Annotated in this window: 19 protein-coding genes; 16 read left to right on the top strand and 3 right to left on the bottom strand. The window is 60.1% G+C overall.

The annotated features are described in order from the left end of the window. Window positions 1–13 precede the first annotated feature (13 nt). The 11 genes from araB to BW934_RS05305 all read left to right on the top strand — a co-directional run bounded on the left by araB (window position 14) and on the right by BW934_RS05305 (window position 13023). Complete coding sequence (gene araB / locus BW934_RS05355) at window positions 14–1708, top strand: ribulokinase (protein ID WP_076345846.1); 1695 nt, start codon at window positions 14–16, stop codon at window positions 1706–1708. Beyond that, window positions 1702–2409, top strand: a complete 708-nt coding sequence (locus BW934_RS05350) for an L-ribulose-5-phosphate 4-epimerase (RefSeq protein ID WP_076345844.1) — start codon at window positions 1702–1704, stop codon at window positions 2407–2409. Before araB ends, BW934_RS05350 begins: the two co-directional genes overlap by 7 nt. 34 nt (window positions 2410–2443) lie before the next feature. Continuing rightward, the gene (gene araA, locus BW934_RS05345) at window positions 2444–3928 is read left to right on the top strand and encodes an L-arabinose isomerase (protein ID WP_076345842.1); all 1485 of its coding nucleotides are present in this window, start codon (window positions 2444–2446) and stop codon (window positions 3926–3928) included. Window positions 3929–3988: 60 nt separating this feature from the next. Continuing rightward, window positions 3989–5194, top strand: a complete 1206-nt coding sequence (locus BW934_RS05340) for a sn-glycerol-1-phosphate dehydrogenase (RefSeq protein WP_076345840.1) — start codon at window positions 3989–3991, stop codon at window positions 5192–5194. Between the two features lie 71 nt (window positions 5195–5265). Continuing rightward, complete coding sequence (locus BW934_RS05335) at window positions 5266–6189, top strand: ArsR/SmtB family transcription factor (protein ID WP_076345838.1); 924 nt, start codon at window positions 5266–5268, stop codon at window positions 6187–6189. Window positions 6190–6414: 225 nt separating this feature from the next. After that, window positions 6415–7815: an ABC transporter substrate-binding protein gene (locus BW934_RS05330; protein WP_076345836.1), complete on the top strand. Its 1401-nt coding sequence runs from the start codon at window positions 6415–6417 to the stop codon at window positions 7813–7815. A 67-nt stretch (window positions 7816–7882) separates the two neighbouring features. Then, window positions 7883–8791, top strand: a complete 909-nt coding sequence (locus BW934_RS05325) for a carbohydrate ABC transporter permease (RefSeq protein WP_076345834.1) — start codon at window positions 7883–7885, stop codon at window positions 8789–8791. Beyond that, window positions 8788–9714, top strand: a complete 927-nt coding sequence (locus BW934_RS05320) for a carbohydrate ABC transporter permease (RefSeq protein ID WP_076345832.1) — start codon at window positions 8788–8790, stop codon at window positions 9712–9714. Before BW934_RS05325 ends, BW934_RS05320 begins: the two co-directional genes overlap by 4 nt. Window positions 9715–9738: 24 nt before the next feature. Then, window positions 9739–11244 (top strand): arabinosylfuranosidase ArfA, encoded by a 1506-nt coding sequence (arfA, locus tag BW934_RS05315; protein ID WP_076345830.1) that lies wholly within the window; start codon window positions 9739–9741, stop codon window positions 11242–11244. A 195-nt stretch (window positions 11245–11439) separates the two neighbouring features. After that, window positions 11440–11805: a P-II family nitrogen regulator gene (locus BW934_RS05310; protein WP_008338402.1), complete on the top strand. Its 366-nt coding sequence runs from the start codon at window positions 11440–11442 to the stop codon at window positions 11803–11805. Window positions 11806–11808: 3 nt separating this feature from the next. Then, the gene (locus BW934_RS05305; RefSeq protein ID WP_076345828.1) at window positions 11809–13023 is read left to right on the top strand and encodes an ammonium transporter; all 1215 of its coding nucleotides are present in this window, start codon (window positions 11809–11811) and stop codon (window positions 13021–13023) included. Between the two features lie 58 nt (window positions 13024–13081). Here BW934_RS05305 and BW934_RS05300 read toward each other — a convergent pair whose 3' ends face one another. After that, window positions 13082–15142: a beta-galactosidase gene (locus BW934_RS05300; RefSeq protein WP_076345996.1), complete on the bottom strand. Its 2061-nt coding sequence runs from the start codon at window positions 15140–15142 to the stop codon at window positions 13082–13084. An 86-nt stretch (window positions 15143–15228) separates the two neighbouring features. Continuing rightward, entirely contained in the window at window positions 15229–16140 is a 912-nt protein-coding gene (locus tag BW934_RS05295; RefSeq protein ID WP_076345826.1) for an AraC family transcriptional regulator, read from the bottom strand. A gap of 235 nt (window positions 16141–16375) precedes the next feature. Here BW934_RS05295 and BW934_RS05290 point away from each other — a divergent pair, with 235 nt between their 5' ends. Next, complete coding sequence (locus tag BW934_RS05290; protein WP_407639947.1) at window positions 16376–18523, top strand: peptide ABC transporter substrate-binding protein; 2148 nt, start codon at window positions 16376–16378, stop codon at window positions 18521–18523. A gap of 98 nt (window positions 18524–18621) precedes the next feature. Beyond that, window positions 18622–19047: a universal stress protein gene (locus tag BW934_RS05285; protein ID WP_076345824.1), complete on the top strand. Its 426-nt coding sequence runs from the start codon at window positions 18622–18624 to the stop codon at window positions 19045–19047. Between the two features lie 111 nt (window positions 19048–19158). Here BW934_RS05285 and yicI read toward each other — a convergent pair whose 3' ends face one another. Next, the gene (yicI, locus tag BW934_RS05280; protein WP_076345822.1) at window positions 19159–21501 is read right to left on the bottom strand and encodes an alpha-xylosidase; all 2343 of its coding nucleotides are present in this window, start codon (window positions 21499–21501) and stop codon (window positions 19159–19161) included. Window positions 21502–22092: 591 nt separating this feature from the next. Between yicI and BW934_RS05275 the strand changes: the two genes are divergently transcribed. From BW934_RS05275 to pdxA, 3 genes are all read left to right on the top strand, one after another. Beyond that, window positions 22093–22890, top strand: a complete 798-nt coding sequence (locus tag BW934_RS05275) for a DeoR/GlpR family DNA-binding transcription regulator (RefSeq protein ID WP_076345820.1) — start codon at window positions 22093–22095, stop codon at window positions 22888–22890. Window positions 22891–22967: 77 nt separating this feature from the next. Beyond that, on the top strand, window positions 22968–24449 hold the full coding sequence (locus BW934_RS05270; protein WP_076345818.1) for a four-carbon acid sugar kinase family protein: 1482 nt from the start codon (window positions 22968–22970) through the stop codon (window positions 24447–24449). Window positions 24450–24470: 21 nt separating this feature from the next. Beyond that, entirely contained in the window at window positions 24471–25478 is a 1008-nt protein-coding gene (pdxA, locus tag BW934_RS05265; RefSeq protein ID WP_076345816.1) for a 4-hydroxythreonine-4-phosphate dehydrogenase PdxA, read from the top strand. Window positions 25479–25601 lie beyond the last annotated feature (123 nt).

Below are 25601 nucleotides of genomic sequence, written 5' to 3'. Positions count from 1 at the left end.
AAGGATTGTGGGGATGGATATGGGCAAGTATTCGATTGGCGTGGACTACGGCACGCAGTCGGGGCGCGCCGTTTTAGTGGAGATCGGGACGGGGCGTGAGATCGCCACGGCCGTCAAACCCTACACGCACGGGGTGATGGATGAGTATTTGCCGGACGGCGTCACACGTCTGGAACCGGACTGGGCGCTCCAGCACCCGCGCGACTACCTGGAGGTGCTGGAGGAGACCATCCCGGAGTTGCTGCGGACCTCCGGGGTGCGGCCTGAGGACGTGATTGGGATCGGGATCGACTTCACGTCTTGCACGATGCTGCCCATCCGGCGAGACGGTACACCGCTTTGCTTTGATCCGCGATTTGAGCGGCATCCGCACGCGTACGTGAAGCTTTGGAAGCACCACGCCGCGCAGGATGAAGCGAACAAGCTGAACGAAATCGCCACGGAGCGCAAAGAGCCGTTTCTCGCGCGTTATGGCGGCAAGATCTCGTCCGAGTGGATGATCCCGAAGATCTGGCAAATCCTCGACGAGGCGCCGGAGATCTACGATGCGGCGGACGCGATGGTCGAGGCGACCGATTGGATCGTGATGCAGCTCACGGGGAAGCTCGTGCGCAGCTCGTGCCCCGCGGGCTACAAGTCCATCTGGCACAAGCGGACGGGCTATCCGAGTCCGGAGTTTTTCAAGGCGCTCCATCCGCGCTTGGAGCGCATCGTGGAGGAAAAGCTCTGGGGGCCCATTCTGCCCATTGGTTCGAAGGCTGGCGAGCTGACGGAAGCCATGGCGCGCCGGACGGGGCTCGTCCCCGGGACGCCGGTTGCGGTGGGGAATGTGGACGCCCACGTGTCGATGCCGGCCGTCGGCATCACGGAGCCGGGCAAGATGCTGATGATCATCGGGACCTCGACGTGTCACGTGCTGCTCGGCACCGAGGAACGCGCGGTACCGGGCATGTGTGGCGTGGTGGAGGATGGCATTATCCCGGGCTACATGGGCTACGAAGCTGGTCAGTCGTGCGTCGGAGACCACTTCGAGTGGTGGATTGAAAACGGCGTGCCGCCGGCGTATTGGGACGAGGCGCGCCGCGAGGGCATTGGCATCCACGAGCTTCTGACGCGAAAGGCGGCGCAATATCGCCCCGGCGAGACGGGGCTCTTGGCGCTCGACTGGTGGAATGGGAACCGCTCCACGCTGGTGGATGCGGATCTCACCGGCCTTCTCCTAGGCGCGACGCTCGCGACGAAGCCGGAGGAGATCTACCGCGCGCTCATCGAGGCGACGGCCTACGGCACACGCATGATTGTCGAGACGTTCCGCGCGAGCGGCGTGCCTGTCGACGAGATGTACGCGTGCGGCGGCATTGCGCAGAAAAACGAACTGATGATGCAAATCTATGCCGACGTGCTCAACATGCCCATCTTCATTGGCGCGTCGACGCAGGCGCCAGCGCTCGGCGCGGCGATGTTTGGCGCTGTAGCGGCGGGAAAGGCGCGCGGAGGCTACGACTCCATTGAGGAGGCGGCCCGGGAGATGGGCAGCGTGCGCGAGAAGCCGTACACGCCGAATCCGAGCGCGGTTCGCGTGTACGACGAGTTGTACCGAGAATATGCCCGGCTGTACGACTACTTCGGGCGCGGCGAGAACAACGTGATGAAAGTGCTGAAGCGCCTGAAGAGCGCCGCGGTGCAGGAAGAGGTGAAGACATGCTGAGGGAGCTAAAGGAGGCGGTGCTGGAGGCGAATCTGGCGCTGCCCAAGCACGGCCTCGTCACCTTCACCTGGGGCAATGTGAGCGGCATTTCCCGCCAAGATGGCCTCGTGGTCATCAAGCCCAGCGGGGTGGCGTACGAAAAGCTGACCGCGGACGACATGGTCGTGGTCGATCTCGACGGCCGCGTCGTCGAGGGCGATCTCCGGCCGTCCTCGGACACGCCGACGCACATCGAGCTGTATAAGGCGTTTGAGAGCATCGGGGGCATCGTCCACACCCATTCGCCCGCGGCAGCGGCTTGGGCGCAGGCGCGTCGACCCATTCCGGCGCTCGGCACGACGCACGCGGACTACTTTTACGGCGACGTGCCCGTCACGCGCCCGCTCACGAAGGACGAGGTGGAGCGCGCCTACGAGCTCGAGACAGGCCGGGTGATTGTGGAGACGTTCCGCGAGCGAGGGCTCGATCCCGTCGCCGTGCCCGCCGTTCTCGTGGCCAACCACGCGCCCTTCACCTGGGGGAAGGACCCGGCGGAAGCGGTGTATCACGCGGTTGTCCTGGAGATGGTCGCCCGCATGGCCCGAGACACCCTGTTGATCTCGGGCGGCGAGGCGCAGATGGATGCGTTCCTGCTCGACAAGCACTATCAGCGCAAGCATGGGAAAAATGCGTACTACGGCCAGCCCGGCGCGGCGCACTGAGGGATGTGGACGAGTCGATGGGAGAGGATGCTCGATGAAAAAGCCGGCTTTTGAGTTCTGGTTTGTGGTGGGGAGCCAGCACCTCTACGGGGACGAGGCGCTGGCACAGGTTGAAGCGCATGCCAAGGAAATGGTGCCCGCGCTGCAGCGCGCCGTCGGGGACGCCCACGCGCTCCGCTGGAAGGGCGTTCTGAAAGACGCGGACGAAATCCGGCGGCTTTGCCTCGAGGCGTCGGCGGATGACCGCTGTGCGGGCGTGATCGCCTGGATGCACACCTTCTCCCCAGCGAAGATGTGGATCCGCGGCTTGATGTCGCTGCAAAAGCCCCTGCTGCACCTGCACACGCAGTTCAACCGCGACATTCCTTGGGACACCATCGACATGGACTTCATGAACCTGAATCAGTCGGCGCACGGCGATCGCGAGTTCGGGTTCATGGTGAGCCGCCTCGGCATGCCGCGCAAGGTCATCGTCGGCCACTGGCAGGACGCCGAGGTGGCCCGTCGCGTGCGAGGCTGGGCCCTGACGGCGGTGGCGGCGGCCGTGAGCCGCGGGTTAAAGGTCGCGCGATTCGGCGATAACATGCGCCAGGTCGCGGTCACCGAAGGCGACAAGGTGGAGGCCGAGGCCCGGTTCGGCTGGTCGGTCAACGGCTACGGCGTGGGCGATCTCGTCGAGCGGGTGCGTGCGGTGTCGGAGGCCGAGATCGACCGGCTAATGGAGGAGTACGCGTCGCTGTACGACTTCCAGGAAGGCGCACAAAAGGGCGGGCCGCTGTATGACGCGGTGCGCGAGCAGGCTCGCATCGAGCTCGGGATGCGAGCGTTTCTGGAAGAAGGCGGATTTGAGGCGTTCACGACGACGTTTGAGGATCTCCACGGGCTGAAGCAGCTTCCTGGGCTCGCGGTTCAGCGCCTCATGGCCGACGGATACGGGTTTGGGGGCGAGGGCGACTGGAAGACGGCGGCGTTCGTCCGCGTCTTGAAGGTTTTGGCGGAAGGACAAGGCACCTCGTTCATGGAAGATTACACGTACCACTTCGAGCCGGGTAACGAGATGGTGCTCGGCGCGCACATGCTCGAGGTCTGCCCGACCATCGCCGCGACGCGCCCCCGGGTGGAGGTGCACCCGCTGTCCATCGGCGGCAAGGAGGACCCTGCGCGGTTGGTGTTTGACGGCGCGAGCGGTCCGGCGGTTCAGGCCACACTGGTCGATCTCGGCCATCGCTTCCGCATGGTCGTGAACAAGGTGGAGGCCATCCAGCCGGATCGCCCGATGCCGAAATTGCCCGTGGCGCGCGTGCTGTGGAAGCCGCTGCCTTCGCTCGCTTCGGCGGCGGAGAGCTGGATTCTGGCCGGTGGCGCGCACCACACGGTGTTCTCGTACAGGGTGACGGTCGAGCAGTTGCAGGACTTGGCGGACATGATGGGCGTGGAATGCGTCGTGATCGACGAGAACTCGACGCCCCGGCAGATCTTGGATGTGTTGCGCTGGAACGAAGCGGTGTATGGCCGCTGAGCGGCGGTAGAAACGAGGGGCTGCACGCGCGCAGCCCCTCGCGTTTTGGAGGGGTGCCACGTGGCGTGGACGTTGGATGAATTGCGCCGGCTGAGCTCAGACTGCCCGTGCGGGCAACCGCATCACCGCATTCCGGTGGAACATCTGCGGGTCGGGCCTGGGGCGCTGTCGGAGGCCGCGGCGTGGATACGGGACCGATTTGCGCGCGTGGTGCTGGTCATGGACGACCGCACGCGCGAGGCCGCCGGGGACGAGCTGAGTGAGGCGCTGACCGGCGCGGGCGTGACGTGGACCGCCTGCGTCATCGAGCCGAACGGCCAGGGCGACGTGGTGGCGGATGAGGTGTCCGTGATGCAGGCGTTCCTTGCGACGGGCCCGGACGTGGAAGCGCTCATCGCCGTGGGATCGGGCACGCTGCACGACATTGCCCGCTTCGTGAGCGCGAAGGCGCGCATCCCGTTTGTGAGCGTGCCGACGGCGCCGTCGGTGGACGGGTTCACGTCTGCCGGCGCGCCGCTCATCGTGCGCGGCGTCAAGACGACGTATCAGACGCAGGCGCCGATTGCAGTGTTTGCCGACACCGACGTGCTGGAGCAGGCGCCGAAGGAGCTCATCTGGGCGGGGTTTGGGGACGTGATCGGCAAGTATACGTCCCTCGCCGACTGGAGGTTTGGCGAGATGGCAGCCGGGGAACCGTACTGCGCGTATCTGGCGGGGCTGACGCGGGCGGCGCTCGACACGGCGGTCGCGCAGGCGGACGGATTGAGCCGTGGGGAGCAGAGCGCCGTGCGCAGCCTGATGGAGGCGCTCATGTTGTCCGGCCTCGTGATGCTGCTCTTCGGCCAGTCGCATCCCGCCTCGGGCGGCGAGCACCATCTGTCGCACGATTGGGAAATGGCGTTTTTGCGATCCGGCCGTCGCCAAGTCCTGCATGGGCTCAAAGTCGCCGTCGCGAGCGCCCTCGTGGCGGACCTGTACCGCGCCCGGGTGCCGGACGCTTTGGGCATCGCCGCCGAGCGCGGGCTCCGTCCATGGGCCTCGCTCGCGGGCCGGGACGCGGATGTGAAGGGCCTGTTGGCGTCCGTGCCGCCGGGCCAGCACATTCGCGCACTGATGCGCCGCATCGGCGGGCCGACGGAGCCGTCCGATCTCGGCATTGAGCACAGCCTGGTCGTCGCGAGTCTGAAGCGAGCGCACAGGTTGCGAAACCGATACACGATGCTGCGCCTGCTGAATGAGACCGGCGCGATCGCTGATCTTCGCTGACCCATGCCCTTCGCGCCGACGCCTGATTGTTTTATACTAGACTAAAGTAATCAGGCCGGGGTGAGGGTGACATGATTCACATCAAGGAGCTGCGGTCGGGTTTGCCGCTGTTCAAAGCGCTGGGTTCCGAGGTCCGCATCGCCATGCTCGAGCTTTTGCTCGAGCATGGGCGGCTGAATATGGACGAGATCGCCAAGCGGCTTGGCATCACCAACGGAGCCGTGACGCAGCATGTGCGCAAGCTGGAGGAGTGCGGCCTCGTCGTCACGGAGACCGCGGGGGCGCGCCACGGCCTGCAGAAGTTCTGTTATGTGAACGAGCGAAACATCCTCGTGGAACTGGCCCCGGAGTCGCCCGACGAGGACGTCTACGAGGTCGACATTCGAGTGGGCCATTATGTCTCGTTCGAGGTATGGCCGACCTGCGGGCTCGCGACGGCAGAGACGATTATCGGGACGTTCGACGATCCGCGCTATTTTGCCGATCCCCAGCACATCGACGCGGAAATCGTCTGGTTGACGAAGGGTTACCTCGAGTACTGGGTCCCCAATTTCATTCGCACCGACCGGCCGGTGGAGGAAATTCAGATTATCGCAGAACTGGCCTCGGAGGCGCCCTCCTACAACAATGACTATCCTTCGGATATCCACTTTTCCCTGAACGGCGTGGAAATCGGCTATTGGACGAGTCCCGGGGATTTCGGGGACGAGCGGGGGCGCCAAAATCCCAGTTGGTGGCCTCCGCACCTGAACCAGTACGGACATCTGAAACTCGTGCGAGTGAATCGCGACGGCACCTTTATCGACGGGTGCAAAATCTCGGACGTCACCTTGCAGGACTTGCAACCGTTCCGCGGCCACGCCATTCCGCTGCGGTTTTCGGTCCCCGAACATGCGCGCAATGTCGGTGGCATGACGATCTTTGGGCGCCGCTTCGGGCACTACGATCAGGACATCAAGGTAAGGGTCATCTACGGGAAAGGCATCAAGTTTTAATTTATATTTATATAAAATAATTTAGTTAGGATTGAATTCTATCTTGACGGGCATTGCTTTATGCGTTATCCTGGCGTCAGAAAGCGCATTCAGAGAGGTTGTTGCAGATATCTTTTTGTTTAGTCAAAAATGATTTAAGGGGGTGGTTTGCAGCGTTCTCGATACGCATCGACTTGGCTTGGGTCTAGTTGTACGTATGACTTGAGACAAGGGGGTATGAAAAGCATGAAAGTGCGTCGAAACAAAACCGTCTTGACCGGATCACTTCTCGGCGCCATGGCGATTGTGGCAACGGGATGTGGTACTTCGTCAGGAAACTCGTCTTCGCAATCTGCCCCCAGTACAGGAGCTGGAGCGGCTTCGCTGAAGACTGTCGATGGGTTGCCCTTGCCACAGTACACAGGAAAAGCAACGCTGACCTGGTGGGCGTGGGTTCCTAACGCACAGAAAGAAGTCGATATCTTCGAGAAATACTATCCAAACATTAAAGTTCACCTGGTTGATGCCGGAGCCGGAACAACCGAATATCAAAAGTTCAGTACGGTGATCCAGGCAGGAAGTGGCGTACCAGACGTCGTCATGCTAGAGTTCGACGTCATGCCCGAGTACATTGCCACTGGAGCACTCCAAGACATTTCTCCATGGGTCTCTCAGTTGAAGAACAGATTTACCCCGTGGACGTGGAACCAAGTTTCGGTGGGCTCGCGTGTGTACGGGATTCCTGAGGACACTGGACCGATAGGGTTATTTTACCAAAGCTCCCTGTTTAATAAATATCATCTCAAGGTCCCAACGACGTGGAACCAGTTTGCGCAGGAAGCTCTTGAATTTCACAAGCTCGATCCGTCTCAGTACTTCTCGTACTTTTCAAACAACGATGGTCAATGGATGTTTGGGCTTCTTTGGCAAGCAGGCTGCATTCCGTTCCAAGGATCAGGGAACAACTGGAAGGTGGATATAGACTCACCGAAGGCTGTTCAGGTCTTTTCTCTGTGGCAGAAATTAATAAAAGAGGGCGCGGTTCAGAGCATCGCAGCGGGTTCGCCGGAGTGGCAGAAGAACATCAACGCGGGTCTCTACGCGACGGCCATCGGTTCTGCGTGGTACGACAGCGAGATCCTTGTTCCGTATGATCACAACCTGGCGACACACAAGTGGCGGGCCGCCTTTATTCCAGAGTGGACGCCCGGAGACACGATGGACGGCGACTGGGGCGGTTCCGTGCAGGCTGTCACAAAGGCGTCGAAGTATCCAGAGGCAGCGGCGATTTTCGCGGCCTTCGTCAACGCTGCTCCAGCAGAGCTTGCGCATGACGTGGCGCCAGCCAAGGATGGTGGAGGCGGTCTGTTCCCCGCAGCGACAGCGGGATTTGACATCCCATCCTTCAAACAGCCGAACCCTGCACTAGACAATCAACCTGCGAACGTGGATATCTTCGAAAAAGAGTCGCCTAGGGTGAACACGAAATTCCAATGGAGCCCGTGGTCGAGTTACGTTTTCAACGAGTTGCAAACCGAAATTGGGAAGGCGTTTGCTGGCAAAGAAACTGTCCAGCAGGCGTTGGCGAACGTTCAACAAGCTGTGGTCAGCTACGCTCGCTCGCAGGGATACAATGTGACGACCTAAACTATGTCGCGGCGCCTGTGCGGTCGTCCACACAGGCGCCCCCTGACGGCGAAAGGACGGATGTTGCATGACAGCAGCGCACCGGCAGTCGAAGGCCGTCTCGGCCGCAACGTTTCTTGCTCCATTCCTATTGCTGTTCGTGGCCTTTCTGTTGGCGCCTCTCATTTACGCTTTCTATACAAGTTTGTTCATTGACCGCTTCGGCCAGCCGATATTCGTGGGATTTCGCAACTACATCAACGCATTTCAGGATGCGGCTTTCTGGGCGTCGGTGGTGAATGTGATCCGTTACGCCATCTTGCAAGGTGTCATTATGATCGCGCTGTCGCTGATTTTGGCCTTGGTCCTCGACACGAGGTATGCGAAAGCCAAGTCCTTTTTCCGCCTTGTGTACTTCCTTCCTTATGCTGTTCCCGGTGTGTTTGCGTCCATCATGTGGGGGTTCCTATACTCCAAGCCTCTCGATCCTTTGTTGCAAGCTGTGCGGTTTGATCCCTTATCGTCAGGCGCCTTGCTGTACAGCATTATCAACATCGCCACGTGGGAGTGGGCGGGGTATAACATGACGCTGTACGCGGCCTCACTGACGGGCGTGTCCGCAGATCTTTACGAGGCCGCTATCGTTGATGGGTGCAATGAGTTTCAATTGGCCTGGCACATCAAGCTGCCTTTGTTGAGGCCGACCATTCTCATGACGGTCATCTTGAGCTTTATTGGCTCCATGCAGCTGTTTAATGAACCGTTTCTTCTGAGTGCTTTGACACCTATCTCGCAGACATTCACGCCTAACATGGACATCTACGCGATGGCCTTCAATCTGACGAACCTGCCGTACGCCGCGACGCTCGCGGTGCTACTCGGTGCTATCACGATTTTCATCTCGGCCTGCGTGATGGTGGCCACTCGTATCCTTGGGCGGCGTGTGCGATCAGATAGCGCTCGCCTGTCTTCGCCTGGGGAGGCGATTGCCTCATGAGTTCGTCCCTCCATCGCACTACAGAGTCTGTCTCGGGGCACCGGGGAAGTAGCGTGCCGTCAGCGTTCACTCGTCACCTGATCACTGTCGTGGTTATGGCATTCTTGGTTGTGGTGGCGATTTACTTTTTGGTACCCGTTGTATGGCTCATCATTGCATCGACAAAAACCCAGACGGAACTGCAAAGTACGGGGATTTTTTCGTTGCCTCGGGACATTCATTTGATCCAGAACATACAGCTTTTGTTCCAATATAACAATGGTGTGTTCGCCCGTTGGTTCATCAACTCGATCATCTACTCGGGTGGGGTCGCTGTTCTAACATGTCTTGTCAGTGCGATGGCGGGCTACGCGCTCGCAAAGTTCGATTTTCGAGGGCGAGAGGTCTTGTTTTACGTCATCCTCGCCTCAATGATGATCCCTGGTACCGTAGCGACCATTCCGCTGTTCGTGATTGAGCAGCCGCTGCATCTCGTGAACACTTATTTCGGTGTCATTCTTCCACTAATTGCAAGTCCATTTGGCGTGTATTTTCTTCGCATTTACATCCGGGACGTCGTCCCGAACGAAATGCTCGAGGCTGCGAAGGTCGATGGTGCGTCGGAGCAGGCGATATTCTGGAGAATTGTTCTTCCAGTTGTACGTCCTGCCATCGTTACGCTTTTGCTCATCAGCTTTATCGGGACCTGGAACAATTTCTTTTTGCCGTTGGTCCTCTTGCACAATCAGTCGCTTTATCCGTTGCCCGTCGGCGTGGACGTATTGCTCAGCCTCATTGCGACGCCTGCCGCAGATCAGTCGATGCCCATCTATCAGCTTGTCATCACCGCTTCCTTGTTGTCTATCTTGCCGATGATCATTGGATTTGTGATCTTCAGGAAGCAAATTGTTACCGGCCTTACGCAGGGAAGCGTGAAACTGTAGACAATCGAGATAAGGAGAATCCACATGTCCAACCTGCAAGCGCGTCTCACACTTGACCCAGCCTATCGCATCGCAGAAACCGACCCCCGCATCTACGGCTCGTTCATCGAACATCTGGGCCGCGCCGTTTACGGCGGCATCTACGACCCCGCGCACCCCTCGGCCGACGAGGACGGGTTCCGCGCGGACGTGATCGAGCTCGTCAAAGAGCTGAACGTCCCCATTGTCCGCTACCCTGGGGGCAACTTCGTGTCCGGCTATCGCTGGGAAGACGGCGTCGGGCCCGTGAGCGAACGGCCCGCCCGCCTCGATCTCGCCTGGCACAGCCTCGAACCGAATCGCGTCGGCCTGAACGAGTTTGCGCGTTGGGCGCAGAAGGCCCATAGCGAGGTCATGATGGCCATCAACCTCGGCACGCGGGGGATTGAGGCCGCGAAGAACATCGTGGAATACTGCAACCACCCTGGAGGGAGCTACTGGAGCGACTTGCGCCGCCAGCACGGCGTCCCCAATCCCCACAAGATTCGCGTCTGGTGCCTGGGCAACGAGATGGATGGGCCGTGGCAGATTGGTCACAAGACGGCCGAAGAGTACGGGCGCCTGGCGCAGGAGGCGGCGAAGGTCATGCGCTGGGTGGATCCCACCATCGAGCTCGTGGCCTGCGGGAGCTCGCACTCCAAGATGCCCACGTTTCCCGACTGGGAGCGCGTGGTGCTCGAGCACGCCTACGACGAGGTCGACTACCTCTCCTTGCACAGCTACTACGGCAACCGAGATGGCGATCTCGCCAATTATCTCGCGTGCTCGCTCGACATGGATGCGTTTATCCGCACGGTCGTGGCGACCTGTGACTTTGTGCGCGCCAAAAAGCGTTCGAAGAAGACGATGTACCTTTCGTTTGACGAATGGAACGTCTGGTTCCACTCGAACGAAGCGGACAAACGCGTGGAACCGTGGCAGGTCGGACCGCCCCTCCTCGAGGACGTCTACACGATGGAAGATGCGCTTGTCGTGGGCTGTCTCCTCATCACGCTCCTGAAACACGCCGATCGCGTCCGCATGGCGTGTCTCGCGCAGCTCGTCAACGTGATCGCGCCGATCATGACCGAAAACGGCGGGGCGAGCTGGCGGCAGACCATCTTCTATCCGTTTGCGCACGCGTCAAACTGGGCGCGTGGGACGGTGCTCTATGCGCCGGTGGAGTCGCCGAAGTACGACAGCAAAGACTTCACGGACGTGCCTTACGTGGAGGCGGTGCCGGTTTGGAATGAGGCGGACGGGCGACTGGTCATCCTCGCGGTGAATCGCGCCGAACAGCCGCTCACGCTGCAGGTGGACCTGCGCGCGTTTCCGCAGGCGCGGTCGGAGGAACACGTGGTGCTGACCCACCCGGATATGAAGGCGGTCAACACGAAAGAGCGCCCGAATCAGGTCATTCCTGTGAAACACTCCCTCGACGAAGTGGGCGACGGCAAGCTTCAGGTCATCCTGCCAGCGCTATCTTGGAACGTGATCCGCCTCGCGGTTTGATCAAGGACCAAAATGTCTTCCAAAATTTCTTCATAGAGCAAAGCGCGGCTCCGGAAACCGGAGCCGTTTTTTATGTGAGGTTTGAATGCGTTTGCGTAAACTTAACTTACATATTGCGTAGACAACGGCGGTGTGCAAGATTTACACTGAAGCTAGCCATCGGCCTCAGGGCCGAGGCCCCGGGGAGGACGTTTTGTGAAGCGCATCGATGCCATCATTCGTCCAGAAAAGTTGCAGACCACCATCAAGGCGCTGCGTCAGGTGGGCGTGACGGGGTTCACGGTGATCCCGGTCCAAGGGCGCGGCCAGCAGAAGGACGCAATCGGCGTCTACCGCGGCCACGCGTACGACATCAACCTGCACCCGAAGATCAAGCTCGAGATTGTCGTATCCGACAACTACGTCCCTGCGACGGTGCAAGCCATCATTGGCGCGGCGCAGACGGGCAAGATGGGCGACGGAAAGATCTTCGTCTACGACATCCTGGAGGCGTACAACATTCGCACAGGCGAGATCGACGAGACCATCGATGAGTTGAATCAGAAGAGGGAGGACACCTAGTTCATGTCTTCAGAGACTGCGCTGAACGCCGTCTGGGTGGTCCTCGCGGCCGCCTTGGTGTTGTTCATGGAGGGCGGGTTCAGCCTGTTGGAAGCGGGGCTCGTCCGCACCAAGAACGCGGTGAACGTCACCATGAAGGTGTTTGTGGATCTCACGTTCGGCGTCTTGGCCTTTTACCTGGTTGGCGTCCATCTCGCGTTTGGCGCGGACTGGGCTCACCTTTTGGGGTGGGGCTCCGCCGTGGCGCCGGCGCACGTTCCGCAGGCCGCGTTCGTCCTGTTTCAAATTGGGTTCGCCATCGCGGCCGCGTCCATTATCTCGGGCGCCGTGGCCGAGCGAATGAAATTCTCGGCCTACGTCATCATCGTCATCCTCGTGTGCGCCGTGGTGTACCCCTTGGGTGCGCACTGGGCATGGGGGCAAGGCGGGTGGCTTGGCAACCTCGGCATGGAGGACTTTGCCGGATCGGCCGTGATCCACGCGATGGGCGGGTTTATGGCGCTGGGGTTCGCGAAGACGGTGGGGCCGCGCGCGCAACGGTTTAACGCGGACGGCAGCGTGAATGTCTTCGCGCCGAGCAACATCCCGCTCGCGTCCGCCGGGGCGTTCATCCTGTGCTTCGGATGGATAGGCTTCAACGCAGGCAGTACGCTCGATGCCTATGATCCACGCCTGTCGAGCGTGGCGCTGAACACGGTCATCGCCGCGGCCGCGGGGGGAGCGGCGGCCGTCATGCTGACGATGCTTCGCTTCAAGGTCGCGGATCCCAGCATGATGATGAACGGCGTGTTGTCCGGCTTGGTGGCCATCACCGCGGGCTGCGCGTTTGTGTCGCACTGGGCGGCCATCGTCATCGGTGTCGTCGCGGGCGTGCTGGTGGTCTTCGCCACGGGTTGGCTCGACGCCTGGAAGATCGACGATCCCGTCGGCGCGTTCGCGGTCCATGGCGCGGGCGGCGTGTGGGGCACCTTCGCGGTGGGGCTGTTCGACATGAGCCACGGCCTGCTGACGACCGGCCAGCTTCACCTGGCGCTCGTTCAACTCCTGGCGTGCATCGTGTACCCTTTGTGGGGATTGCTCACATCGCTTGGAATCGGTTGGGTGATTCGCCGCACGCTGGGCCTGCGTGTCTCGCCCGAGACGGAAGAAGAAGGGATCGACGTCGTGGCCCACGGCATTCCGGCCTACAACGAGTTGGAGCGATTCACGGATTTGTGAACACCCTTCGTTGGCGCGGGCGATCCGGCAAGGACACGGCCGGATCGCCCTTCGCATGTCAGAGGGCGGGGCGTTCGAGCACACTGACGCCGTAACCTGAAAGCCGTACCATCCCGGCGTTTGGCGCCTCGCCGAAGAGGGGGGTGTAGGTCTTACCGTCGAGCTTCACCTCGCGCGGCGCGGGGGTGAAGTTCATCAGAAAGACGTACTCCACGCCGTCTCCGGAGCGAACCATGGCGCTCACCCCGTCCGGCAGCTCGGCGTCGAGCGCGCGCCGCAGCTGAACCTGGTCCGCGACGCGGCTGAAGAACTCGTTCATGAAGCCCTGGTCGAGGCGCGCAGCGACATAGTACACCGTTCCGTTTCCGACTCGGTGGACCGTCGCCGCCGGCATGCCCGCGTAATACTCTCCGTCGTAGAGCGCGATGGGCTCGGCACCCTCGAGGTGAATGACCTCACAGAGCTCCCGCGCCTCGTACCTTCCCGCGAGGCCGAGCGGATTGCCCTGCGCAGCCGAGACCGGCACGCGTTCGCCGTCGTAGAGCGCGTCGATTTCTTCCGCCCATACGCCCGCAAGCTCCCGCAGAGGTCCCGGGAAACCGCCCAAAAAGACGAGATCGTTCTCATCGACGATGCCCGACCAGTAGGTGAGGACGAGCGTCCCGCCCGCTTCCACGAACGCCTTCATCCGCTCCGCCACGCCCGGGCGTACCATGTACAGCATCGGCGCCACCACGAGCTTGTAGCCGTCGAGCGGCTGTTCCTCGTCGATCACGTCCATCGGCACGCCCATGCGCCACAGCGCCGCATAGTGACGCACCACGGTCTCCTCGTAGTGCAAGCCAACGTTCCGCGGGCCTTTCGCGTCTTCGAGCGCCCAGCGGTTTTCCCAGTCGAAGATGACCGCCGCATCCGCCTGGACCTCGGCGCCGGCCACGGGTGCGAGCCTCTCGAGCATCTCGCCGACCGCCTGCACGTCGCGGAAGACGCGCGTGTTGGCGTGGCCGACGTGATCGACCACGGCGCCGTGGAACTTTTCGCACGATCCGCGGCTCTTGCGCCACTGGAAGTACTGCACCGAATCGGCCCCGTGCGCCACGGCCTGGAGCGAGACGAGGGTGTGGACGCCGGGCCGCTTCTGCTTGCTCACCGCCTGCCAGTTGGTGACGCTCGGGGTCGACTCCATGAGGAGAAAGGGCTTTTTCAAGATGGAACGGTTGAGATCGTGCACCATGGCCGTGTGGACGGCCTCCGGCTCGAGCGTCTCGTGCGTGTGCCAGCGGGGATAGCTGTCCCACGAGATGATGTCGAGCACGTCGCGGAAACGCCAGTAGTTGAGACCGGGATAGGTGCCCATGAAGTTGGTGGTGACCGGGAGCTTGGGGTTCACCTCCTTCAGGGGAGCCATTTCGTGCCGGCAAAAGTCGACCGTCTGATGCGTCACAAACCGCTTCCAGTCAAGATTGAGCCCGTGAATCGACATCTCTCCGTGCGGCATCGGAGACTCGATTTGCGACCAGTCCGTGTACGTGTGGCTCCAGAACGGCGTCCACCAGGCGTGGTTGAGCGCATCGAGCGTTTGGTATTTTCGCTTCAGCCACTCGCGGAACGCTTGTTGGCAGAGGGGGCAGTGGCATTCGCCGCCGTACTCATTCGACACGTGCCAGCCGATCACGCCGGGATGGTGCGCGTATCGCTCCGCCAGCTTCTGGTTGATGATCCGCACCTTCTCGCGGTACACGGGCGACGTGTAGCAGTGGTTGTGCCGCCCGCCGTGCAGATTTCGGCGGCCATCCGGCGCCACGCGCAGGACCTCAGGGTACTTGGCGGACATCCAGGCGGGGCGCGCGCCGCTCGGTGTCGCGAGTAAGATGCGAACGCCGGCGTTCGTCAGGCGCTCGACGGCCTCGTCCAGCCAATCGAACGTGAAGACGCCCTCTTCGGGCTCCAGACTGACCCACGAAAAGATGCCGAGCGAGACGACGTTCCACTTCGCCTCGCGCATCAGTTCCATGTCGCGCTCGAGGACGTCCGGATACGCCAGCCACTGGTCCGGGTTGTAATCTCCACCGTGCAAAAATCCTTGAACGTTCGGGAAAATCGGCGGCTGCTTCGCCATGCTCATCCGTCCTTCCTCGCTGGTTTATGGACTCGAGTGCACAAAGCTCAAGCTTGCCGAGCGCCTGGGGCGCCGTGCCAGCTTCTTCAGCGCCTTCCGCTGCGCCGCGGCGGTTTCACCTGCGCCTTTCGATACGCGAGCGGCGTGCAGTGCTTGTAACTGCGAAAGACCCTGATGAAATAGCTCACATCGTGGAACCCCAGGTCCATTCCAATGGCGGTGACACTGCGGTTGGGATCCTTCAGCAACTCTGCGGCGCGCGCCACGCGGCGCTCGTTCACGTATTGCATGGGCTTGCGGTGCGTCATCTCCTTGAAGAACCGGCAGAAGTGTCCCTCGCTCATGTTGGCGATGCGGGCGAGATCCGCCAAGCGCAACTTCTCACCGAGGTGCTCGTCAATGTAGGTGAGCACCGCCTTCAGCGCGTCGGCGCGGCGATCATCGATCTCGTGCTGCGCATTGGTCTCGAGCAACAGGTTTGCCTGGATGAGCTGCGCCAGCACGTCGTACAGGCGCGACTTCACGATGAGCTCGTAGCCGATGGGCTGCTCTTCGAGGGCCTGCGCCATTTCGCAAAGGCGAGCGGCGAGCGCCTCTCGAGCCGGATGCCCGTGATCCAAAGCGCCAGGGAGCCGCAGCTTTCCGGAGGCGATGGGCGCGAGGTACAGTTGCTGGACGCGATCACGCCCGGTGCCTTCGAGTACATCGAAGCCGAACACGATGGCCTTGCACTCCGACGGGCCGTTCCCGGGGGCCGTCATGCTGTGGAGTTCTCCGCCGCTCAGCAGGGCCACGTCCCCCTCGGCGAGCAGGTGCCTCTGGCTTCCCGTCTGAAGACACACACGGCCCCGCGTGACCACGATGAACTCGGCCTCGCTGTGCCAGTGCAGATTGACCGTCTGCTGAAATGGCCCGGGCGTCAAGACCACGTGATACGCCTGGATATGAAACGTGGCGTCGCCGTGCTGGCGATGCTCCAGGAGATGTGTGGGTTCCACCCCAATCCCTCGCTTGCAAGCGATTTCAACAGGGCTCACTGGCATTCGCAGTTCAAACTCCCAGTCCGAGCATGCGACATTCTGCGAGTTCTGTCAAGACGGGTGGGAGCGAGACGAGGGCGGACAGAAATCAAAATTGTGCAATAAATCATCACGATCTTCTCGTTCCACGCCGTCCCATGCGACTACAATACGGTCCACAGGCGAGGCGTCCGAGAGGTCGACAGGCGGGGTCATGGGAAGCGCTGTCGGACGCCTGGCGGAAGAGAAAGGGGAGGTCGCTGTGCGAAAACGAATTCGTTGGGTGGCTGGCGCCACGGCCGTGATCGTCCTGGGCGTCTCAGCGGGGCTTGCTGGATGTGGTTCGCCGGCAGGAGAGGGACAAAACGCGAACGCGATGGCCGCGAGTGCCGCGCCTCAGCCCACCGGCGTGGTCCGCATCACGGCACCCACCGGAAGCAACTTGACGACGCTCGATCCGTCGCAGTGGGGCCCGCAAATTCTCGTCGATCAGGGCACCATCATGGAAGGGCTGTTTGGCTACAATCAGCAGAATCAGATTGTGCCAAAGCTGTGTGCAGGGTATACGCTTTCAAAGGACGGCCTCACGTGGACGTTCCAGATTCGCCGCGACGCACGGTGGTCGAACGGGCAGCCCGTCACGGCCTACGACTTTTATTACGCGTACATGCGCCAGCTATCGCCGTCGAACCCGAACGGCCAGCTGTGGCTGAGCGTCTTGAACGTGGTGAAAAACGCATACGCCTACCACGCCGGCACCGTGCCGCTCAGCCAACTCGGTCTGAAGGTCCTCGGTCCGTACACGCTCCAAATCACCACATCGGTGCCGCACTATATCTTGGGCGATCTCGCCGAGGCCGGATCGATGCCGATCAACGAACAAGTAGCCAAGGCTCACCCGACGAGCTGGTTCTTGCCGCCGTACTTTGTCAGCGACGCGCCGTACACCGTCAAATCGTTCACGCCCAATGGCACGCTTGTCCTCGTGCGCAATCCGAAGTACGTCGGCCATCCGGGCGAAGTGAACGAGGGCAATGCGCAAGAAATCGATGTCGTGCCCGGCACGAGCGTGCCGGTGGAGGACTTCATGGCCAACAAGGTGGATGTGGTCCAGGTGGGGACGCCATCCGACCTTCAGTACGTGAAGACACACCCCGCGCTTCTCGCAGAGCTGCATAAGGCGCCCGATTACGCGGTGACGTACCTGCAGTACGACAACTCGGCCGTGCCTTCGCCGCTCACCAATCCGCTCGTCCGCCAAGCGATCGGGGAGGCCATCCAGCGCGGGCCCATCGTTCAGGATGTGTTGGGCGGTATGGCGGGGACGACGACGACGTTCTCGGTTCCGGGTTGGCCGACAGCCAAGTACGAGCGAGGCCTGCCGGAAAACGTGTCGCAGGCGCGCCAACTGCTCGCCAAGGCGGGCTATCCGGGCGGCAAAGGCTTTCCGACGATTTACCTCTACGCGGAAGTGCCATCATCCAACCCGCTCCTCGTGCCGGTCGCAGAGGCTGTGGCGCAGGAGCTGCAGCAGAACCTCGGGATTCACACGAAGATCGTGCAGCTCAACAGCACGGAATGGGGCAGTCTGACGTACGGCGGGCCGCAACAGGGCATTCAGCCTGGGTACAACGTGGCCGTCGGCGGCACCAACGACATGGATCCCGCCTCTTTGAACCTGGGCGGCGACCAGGGCGTCTACTGGCCCGGGACCTATGGCTACTCCATCGCGTTTGTCCAGCACGTCCTGCCCTGGTACAACACGCCGTACGATCCGGCCTCCATCAAGAAATACGGGGACCCGAACAATCCAAACATGGGCGTGACGTGGAGCCAGTGGGCGCCGCTCGTCAAGGCCGCGCAGGCCGACATCGCGTATCTGAATCGGTGGGCCTCTCAGCAGCCCAAGGCTTGGCGAAGCATCATGAGCCCGCCGGGATCGCCCACGCTGACGGAACAGTGGAATCAAATCGTTGCGCAGTTCAAGCAGGCGAAGACCGCGGCGGCCAAGCACGCGGCTTGGGTGCAGGCGTGGAAGTTTGTGGCGCCGTATTCCGAAGGGTCCGGCGGGGGCGGCATCAACACGGGCAGCTTGGATGTGCAGGTGTACTGGGATCAGCACGAGTCCGCTGATGTGCGCAACTGGCGGATGTGGCAAGCGGAGTACCAAAACAGCCCCAACATGTTCTCCTCGGCGGCGACCGCGGCGAAGCTCATGACGCAGCTCATTCAGCAGGGCTACACCATCCCGCTTTACTACGCCGAGACCTACTACCTCGAGCGCACAGGCATCACGGGTGCACAGCCCAATCCGTGGTCGTGGGGCGGATTCTATCAGATGCAATATCTGTCCGTGCGATGAGGAAGATGGTGATCGCGCCCGGGCGTTTTGCGCTAGACTGAAGGTGGACATGGGGCGCTGGATCACCCGGCACCTCACCCCGGAGGGGAGGCGCGATCATGAAACACATGGTGTGGGCGGTGGACGGATCGGATTGTGCGTGGCGAGCGGGGGAATGGGCGCTTGAGTTTCTCGACAAGTGGCCAGACCTGCGGCTCACGGCGGTGTATGTGCACGTGCCATCGGTGCCGACGTCGGAGTGGACGGCGGAGTACGCCATCCAGATGGAGCAGGAGGCGAAAAAGCTCGCTCACGAGCTCCGGGAGGAGGTCAACCGCCGGTTTGCCGCGCATGCGCCGCGCGTCGCGTTCCGCGTGGAGCACGGCGCGCCGGCGGAGCGCATCGTGCATGCAGCGGACGAGGTTGGGGCCGATCTCGTCGTCATCGGCAGCCACGGCAAGCGCATGGTCGACCGACTGTTTGTCGGGAGCGTGAGCACGGCCGTCATGCACAAGGCGAAACAGGCGGTGTTGGTGGTGCGGTGACGCGCCCAGTGCGGATGAAACCGTAGGGAAAGAAGCCCATCTCAAGGCGCCGGTGGGGTGCCGGGATGGGCTTTTGCGTCGGTGCACAGGGTCAGCGTTCGCTCCAGCTGTTCAGCCTTCGCTCCAGCTTGCCCGACAGCCGAGGACGCGAACGACGTCATCCGGGCGCTTGGGCACAAGTTCAACCGCGCCGTTCGGCAGGGGATGGCAGAGGGCGTTGGCGGTCTGGACGGGATCGCCCGGGCTCAGGCCGTGCAAGATGGCCCGCCAGGGTTCGGGCGCGCCCTGCGGCGCGAGGACGAGGTGATCGCCGTCCCAAGCGACGCGGAGGGCGCGCACCTCGTTGCCGCGGGGGTCGAAGACGGCAGCGGATGCTTCTCGGCCGGGGGCAAGCGGATACACGGAAAAGGTGACGCCGCGGCCATGTGGGTGGCCTGGGCGGGCGCCCTCGGCGTCCATGGCGAGCACCGTTCCTTCGCGGACGTAAAGTGGCAGGCTGAAGAAGCCGTGCTGTTCGCGGAACCAACGGCCCCCCGACCGGGTCTCGCCCGTGAAAAGGTGGGTCCAGCGGCCTGCGGGCAGGTAGTACGTGACCTCGCCCGACGCCGAGAAGACGGGCGCGACGAGCAGCGAGGGGCCGAGCATGTACTGGCGATCCAGCGCTTCACAGGCCGGATCGTCCGGGAATTCGAGCATCATCGGCCGGAGCACGGGCACGCCGCTTCGGTGCGCCTCGACGGCGCAGGCCCAGAGGTACGGCATGAGGCGCAGCTTCCAGTGGGTGAAGTGACGCAGGACGTCCACCGATTCCTCGTCGAAGAGCCATGGCACCCGGTACGATCCGCTGCCGTGCAGCCGGCTGTGGCTGGAGAACAGGCCGAAGGCAATCCAGCGCTTGTACAGGTGCGCAGGCGCGGTGTCCTCGAACCCGCCGATGTCGTGGCTCCAGAAGCCAAAACCCGAGAGCGCGAGGCTCAGGCCGCCGCGCAGCGTCTCGGCCATCGACTCGTACGTCGCGCGGCAGTCGCCTCCCCAGTGGACGGGAAACCGCTGGCTGCCCGCCGTCGCGGAGCGCGCAAACACGACGGCCTCGCCGTCGGGCCGCTCCTGCAAGACCTCCCAGACCGCCTGGTTGTAAAGGTAGCTGTAGTAGTTGTGCATTTTGACCGGGTCCGATCCGTCGTGGTACACAACGTCCGTCGGGATCCGTTCGCCGAAGTCAGTCTTGAACGCGTCGACCCCCATCGCAAGGAGGCGGCGCAGATGTCCCTGAAACCAGCGCTTCGCGTCTGGATTCGTAAAGTCGACGACGGCCATGCCAGGCTGCCACAGATCCCACTGCCACACGTCTCCGTTGGGGCGCTTGAGCAGGTAGCCCCGCTCTACCCCTTCTTCGAAGAGCGGCGACTTTTGCGCGATGTACGGGTTGATCCAGACGCAGATCTTCAATCCGCGCGATTTCAGGCGCGCGAGCATGCCCGCGGGATCCGGGAAGCAGGCCGTGTCCCAGGTGAAGTTGCACCACTCAAACGGCTTCATCCAGAAGCAGTCGAAGTGAAACACGCTCACGGGGATGCCGCGCGCCTCCATGCCGTCCACGAACTGCGAGACCGTGGCCTCGTCGTAGTCGGTGGTGAACGACGTTGAAAGCCACAGGCCAAACGACCAGACCGGCGGCAGCGCCGGACGCCCCGTGAGCGCCGTATACCGCTCGATCACGGCCTTTGGCTCTCCGCCTCCGATCACGACGTAGTCGAGCGATTCTCCCTCGACGCTGAACTGCACTTGGGAGACGAATTCGGTCGCAATCTCGAAGCAGACGCGCTCTGGATGATTGACGAACACGCCGTAGCCCCGATTGGTGAGATAAAAGGGCACGTTTTTATAGGCCTGATCCGATCCGGTTCCTCCGTCCCGGTTCCAGATGTCGATCGACTGTCCGTTTTTGACAAATGCGGTGAACCGCTCTCCCAGGCCGTAGACCCACTCACCGACCGCAAGATGCAGCATGGCGCGCATGTGGGGTTGGCCGTGATTGACGATGTAAGCCGCGGCGCGGGGATCACTGGTCGTGAGGAGTCGCCCCTCTTCGTAGAAAGCGATGGACCAGGGCTGGCGCGCGATGCGCACCTCGAGGGCGCCGCTTCTCAGCGTCACACCGTCGCCGTCTTCGCTCGCCGTGAACGGCTGTGGATCGAGCTGAAGCGGAAAGTGGGGTCCGCGCAGGTTGCGGCCAAGGAAGTGATGCTGTTCCACGCGCACCATGCCTTCGCGCGGAAACGAGATGCGAACCGTGAGCATGGGGCCGTCGAGCATGTGCCCGCGGTGCGCGACGGGGCGGCATGCGACGAAGAACAGGGCGCCGCCTTCCTCGATGCGCCAGTCCTGCAGCGAAAGGCCGGGGTAGATCTGCACGCCCTCGCGAACGAGCCAATTGCCATCGTTGAATTTCATGGAAGTCACTCCTTGTCAGACGCCGTCCAGACCAAAACCGTGCCTGCATTGTATCAGATGATTTTGGCCGATCTCGGCAGTATTCTGCTGAATCGATACGATTTGATCAGAGAATTTTGATGGGGGTGCGGATGGGTGGGGGCAGGCACGTTGGAAAAGCGGGAATGATAGGCTACTGACCTCAATTGCCGCACCGTCTGCTTCGCCCCCAAATGACGTGAAATCATGCTCGATGCTGTAATACCGGGACTTGTGGTACTCTGATCCTGGGAATTCGAACGCGCTGCTAATCTGTAGTTTTGAATGTCGAAGTACAAGTTGAGCCGTCTCCTTATCCATAGGCGGTCACGAGCCACCCGCGGGATGTGTCGTTGTTCACCTAATCCCTTTGGCTCGCTGGCCGCCTTTTCGTTTTTGTCAAGAGCCAATTTGTTATTGACAAACACAAACGAACGGTTCTACACTACAGATAACATATTCTAACGTATCCGAACACGAGGTAACAGAAAGCGTATACATGTAAAGTGTGGTATTGGTGGTTTGTGGAGGTTTGATTCTTTTTAACACAGTTTGTAAGGTTGGGGTGAGCTCGTGCTCGCGGAACGGAGACGTCGTGAAATTTTAGCTCTGGTTATGAAGCAAGGCGAGGTTGAGATTCAGGAACTTGCCAATAAGTACTGTGTATCTGCTATGACAATTCGTCGTGACTTAGAAATTTTAGCATCAGAAGGATTGCTTCATCGAACGCATGGTGGTGCGGTACATCCAGCTGGTGGCATTGCCGAACTTTCCATTGATGTAAAACGGGCGAGCCATCCATTAGAAAAAAGACAGATAGCGGAAATAGCCGTTCAATTCGTCGAACCGGGAATGAGTGTTCTGCTCGATGCAGGCACAACAACGCTTCCGCTCGCCGAGCGGCTTGTCGACCGTGTTCCTCTACGTGTACTCACGACTGATTTGACCATAGCTCGACTACTAAGCGACACAAAAGAGATAGAGGTCTATATGATTGGCGGTCTTGTCAAGCCTGAGATTTATAGCACTGATGGAGAGCTTGCGATTCAGATGCTGTCCTCGTTGTTCGTCGATATCGCCTTCATTGGGTGTGATTCCTTCACATCAGAGGTCGCGATGAGCCGTTCTGTGCACAAGGCTGCGCTAAAGCGAGCGATGATGAAGGCTGCACATCGGAAGATACTCTTGGCAGACTCGAGCAAGTTTGGCCAGCACTCGTTTCAACGTATTGCGGAGTTGCAAGAGTTTGACGCGGTAGTGACAGATGCGGCGTTTCCAGAAGATGCACGCGAAGTGTTAGCCGACCTGGGAATCGACCTCGTCCTGCCAAATGTTTTGCCCGGTCACCCTGAGTGTTTCACAAAGACGTAACAACGAGTGAAGGTGGGCTACATCGTCCTGAATCGTAATTGAATTCTCTGTAAGGAGATGGCTCAGGAGGGTCTCCTATGAAAGTGCTGGTCTTTGCTGACGATTTGACGGGTGGCAGCGGAACCGCCGCATTACTCAAGGAAATTGGTTTTGAGACGCTCATCCATCTTGCGACAGTACCCAAGGACCCCTTTCTAGAGTCCTTAGTTACTCACCGCATGTCTGCGGATTCTCATTTGGATTTGGATGAAGCCCACGTCCTCGATCTCGGCACGCGCAATGATACCGGTGTTCACGCAGCAGCGGTGTTGCAGGCTTGGTTAGATGCCACCGACGTGTCTAGGATTGACCTCGTTGGGTTGCGTATCGACAGTACACTGCGTGGACCGATTGCACCGTCACTGGACGTGCTTTTGCAACAGGATGAACGTCGCATTGCTATCGTTGTTGCAGCTCATCCACGTTCCGGGCGAACTACGCTCCATGGCGTGCACCTGGTGAACGGTGTACCGGTGCACCTAAGTTCCGTCGGAAACGATCCCTTTTCGCCTGTTCTAGAATCGAACCTTGCATCCTGGATTGGAGGACGCAGCCGATTTACTAACCGCTCAGTTGACATCAACATAGTCAGGCGAGGATCGCGAGTTATCTCGAAGATAATAGAGGATAGTTACACAAATGGTGTTAAAGTCTTGTTTTGTGACGCAGAGACGGAGTCTGACATTAATACTATCGCCCGTGCTGCAGTAGATGTAAGGGGAAATGTTCCTTGCATACATCCGATCCCCGTCGATCCCGGCCCGCTTACAGCGGCGATGGTGAGAGAGCAGCGGGGTAGGCAGTATGCCCGGAAGTTAGGTGCTAGTGTATTGGACTCAAGTGTTCATCGTAGCACAGTGGCCGGAAATGGTGAAAAGAGACGAGTGTATTTTAGTGAGTCATCAGAACATTATGTAACCTATTATGGTGACCGAGTCTATGTTACCGATCTTGGTCCGACTGTGTTTGGAATTTCCGCTAGTCTAATGAAGGAAGCGAGAGAACAAATCGATCGTTTGGAGAATAATGATGGTGTAGTTGTGATAAGGTATGCTGGCGAATCCGTCGAGGAAATTGTTCGTCAAATGCGTGACGCTGTAAATCGGCGGAATGTTATTGCGAATAGTGGTCGGAACGGAGGATGTTGTCCTGTTCGAGTCCTGTTTTTGCGAACGGACACATGGGAAGCCCCCATTCGTTGCACAAATCGTGTCACTGCGTTTTTGCCGACCATTCTGCGTGCAGTTCTAGAGGAGTTTCCTAGCTTGCAAGGGCTTTATTTGTCTGGAGGTGATGCGGCACGTGTGACGTTGTCTCGCGTGGGGGTAACAAGATTGATGTTATTAGACGAGATTGCGCCTATTACCGTTTTGTCAAAGCCTATCGATGGGTTGTTGGCGGGTAAATGGGTGATTATGAAAGGGGGGGCTATGGGCGATCATATGGCGGTTGTGGATGCTATTGAACGCTTGTATCACGAGGTTCATAAGGCAAATCTCGGGGCGAGGACAACACAATGAGCAACACTTGGAGGGATACATATGTCAACAAAACCTATTCTCGCTATCACCATGGGAGATCCGTGCGGTATCGGGCCTGAGATTACGGTTAAGTCCATATTGACCGAAGAAGTATTCAATGTGTCGCGTTCAATTGTCATTGGCGACGTGAGCGTGATCGAAGATGCACTTCGGTTCTCTGGACTTACTGCCAATGTGAATCAAATTACTCATCCGCGAGAAGCGCTCTTTCAATTCGGGACCATTGACGTGCTGGATCTTGGGCTTATTCATGCTTCCCAACTTCGCATAGGGCAGGTGCAGGCGGAGAGTGGTGCAGCTGCATATGGATATATTAAGAAGGCTATTGAACTTGGGATGACTGGTTCAGTGGATGGGGTGGTGACAGCACCAATTAACAAAGAATCACTTAAGGCCGCAGGGATCCCATATATTGGTCACACAGAAATGTTCGCGGATCTGACAGGGGCAAAAGAAGAGATGACCATGTTTTCGATCTTAAATGTGAAGATTTTTTTCCTGACGCGCCACGTGTCGCTGAAGCAAGCTTGCGAACTGATCACCAAGGAGCGGGTGTTGGCTGGTATAGAGAAGAGCGTAAAGGCGTTGCAGCAAATTGGCTATAAAGCTCCTCGTCTGGCGGTTGCAGGGCTCAACCCACACGCTGGAGAACATGGTCTATTCGGTACGGAGGAAGTTGAAAGCATTGCCCCTGCCGTTGCAGAGGCCCAACAACGTGGGTTCGATGTGACGGGTCCGATCCCAGCTGATTCGGTATTCCACATGGCCCGAATTGGTAGGTTTGACGCAGTGCTCTCTTTGTATCATGACCAGGGTCACATTGCTGCGAAGGTGATGGACTTTGAACGAACAGTCAGCGTGACCCTAGGACTGCCCATTCTGCGCACGAGCGTGGATCACGGCACGGCCTTTGATATTGCAGGTCGGGGTATTGCGAGTCCAATAAGTATGATCGAAGCGATTAAAGTCGGTGCAGAGTACGCGCGGAATGGTGTGAAGTTGGCTTAGTACTAGGTTGTTTCAAAACACCAGGACAGGACGGGGCGGTCCGCTCCTGTTCTTTCCACCGTAAGAAAGCGGATTCAAACATTGTGTTGGTATTGAATTACACAAGGAATTTCCACAGAGACG

The sequence above is a fragment of the Alicyclobacillus vulcanalis genome, assembly GCF_900156755.1.
GTDB lineage: Bacteria > Bacillota > Bacilli > Alicyclobacillales > Alicyclobacillaceae > Alicyclobacillus > Alicyclobacillus vulcanalis.
Note: the sequence above shows the minus strand (reverse complement) of the source record. Positions and strands in the feature narration are given on the sequence as shown.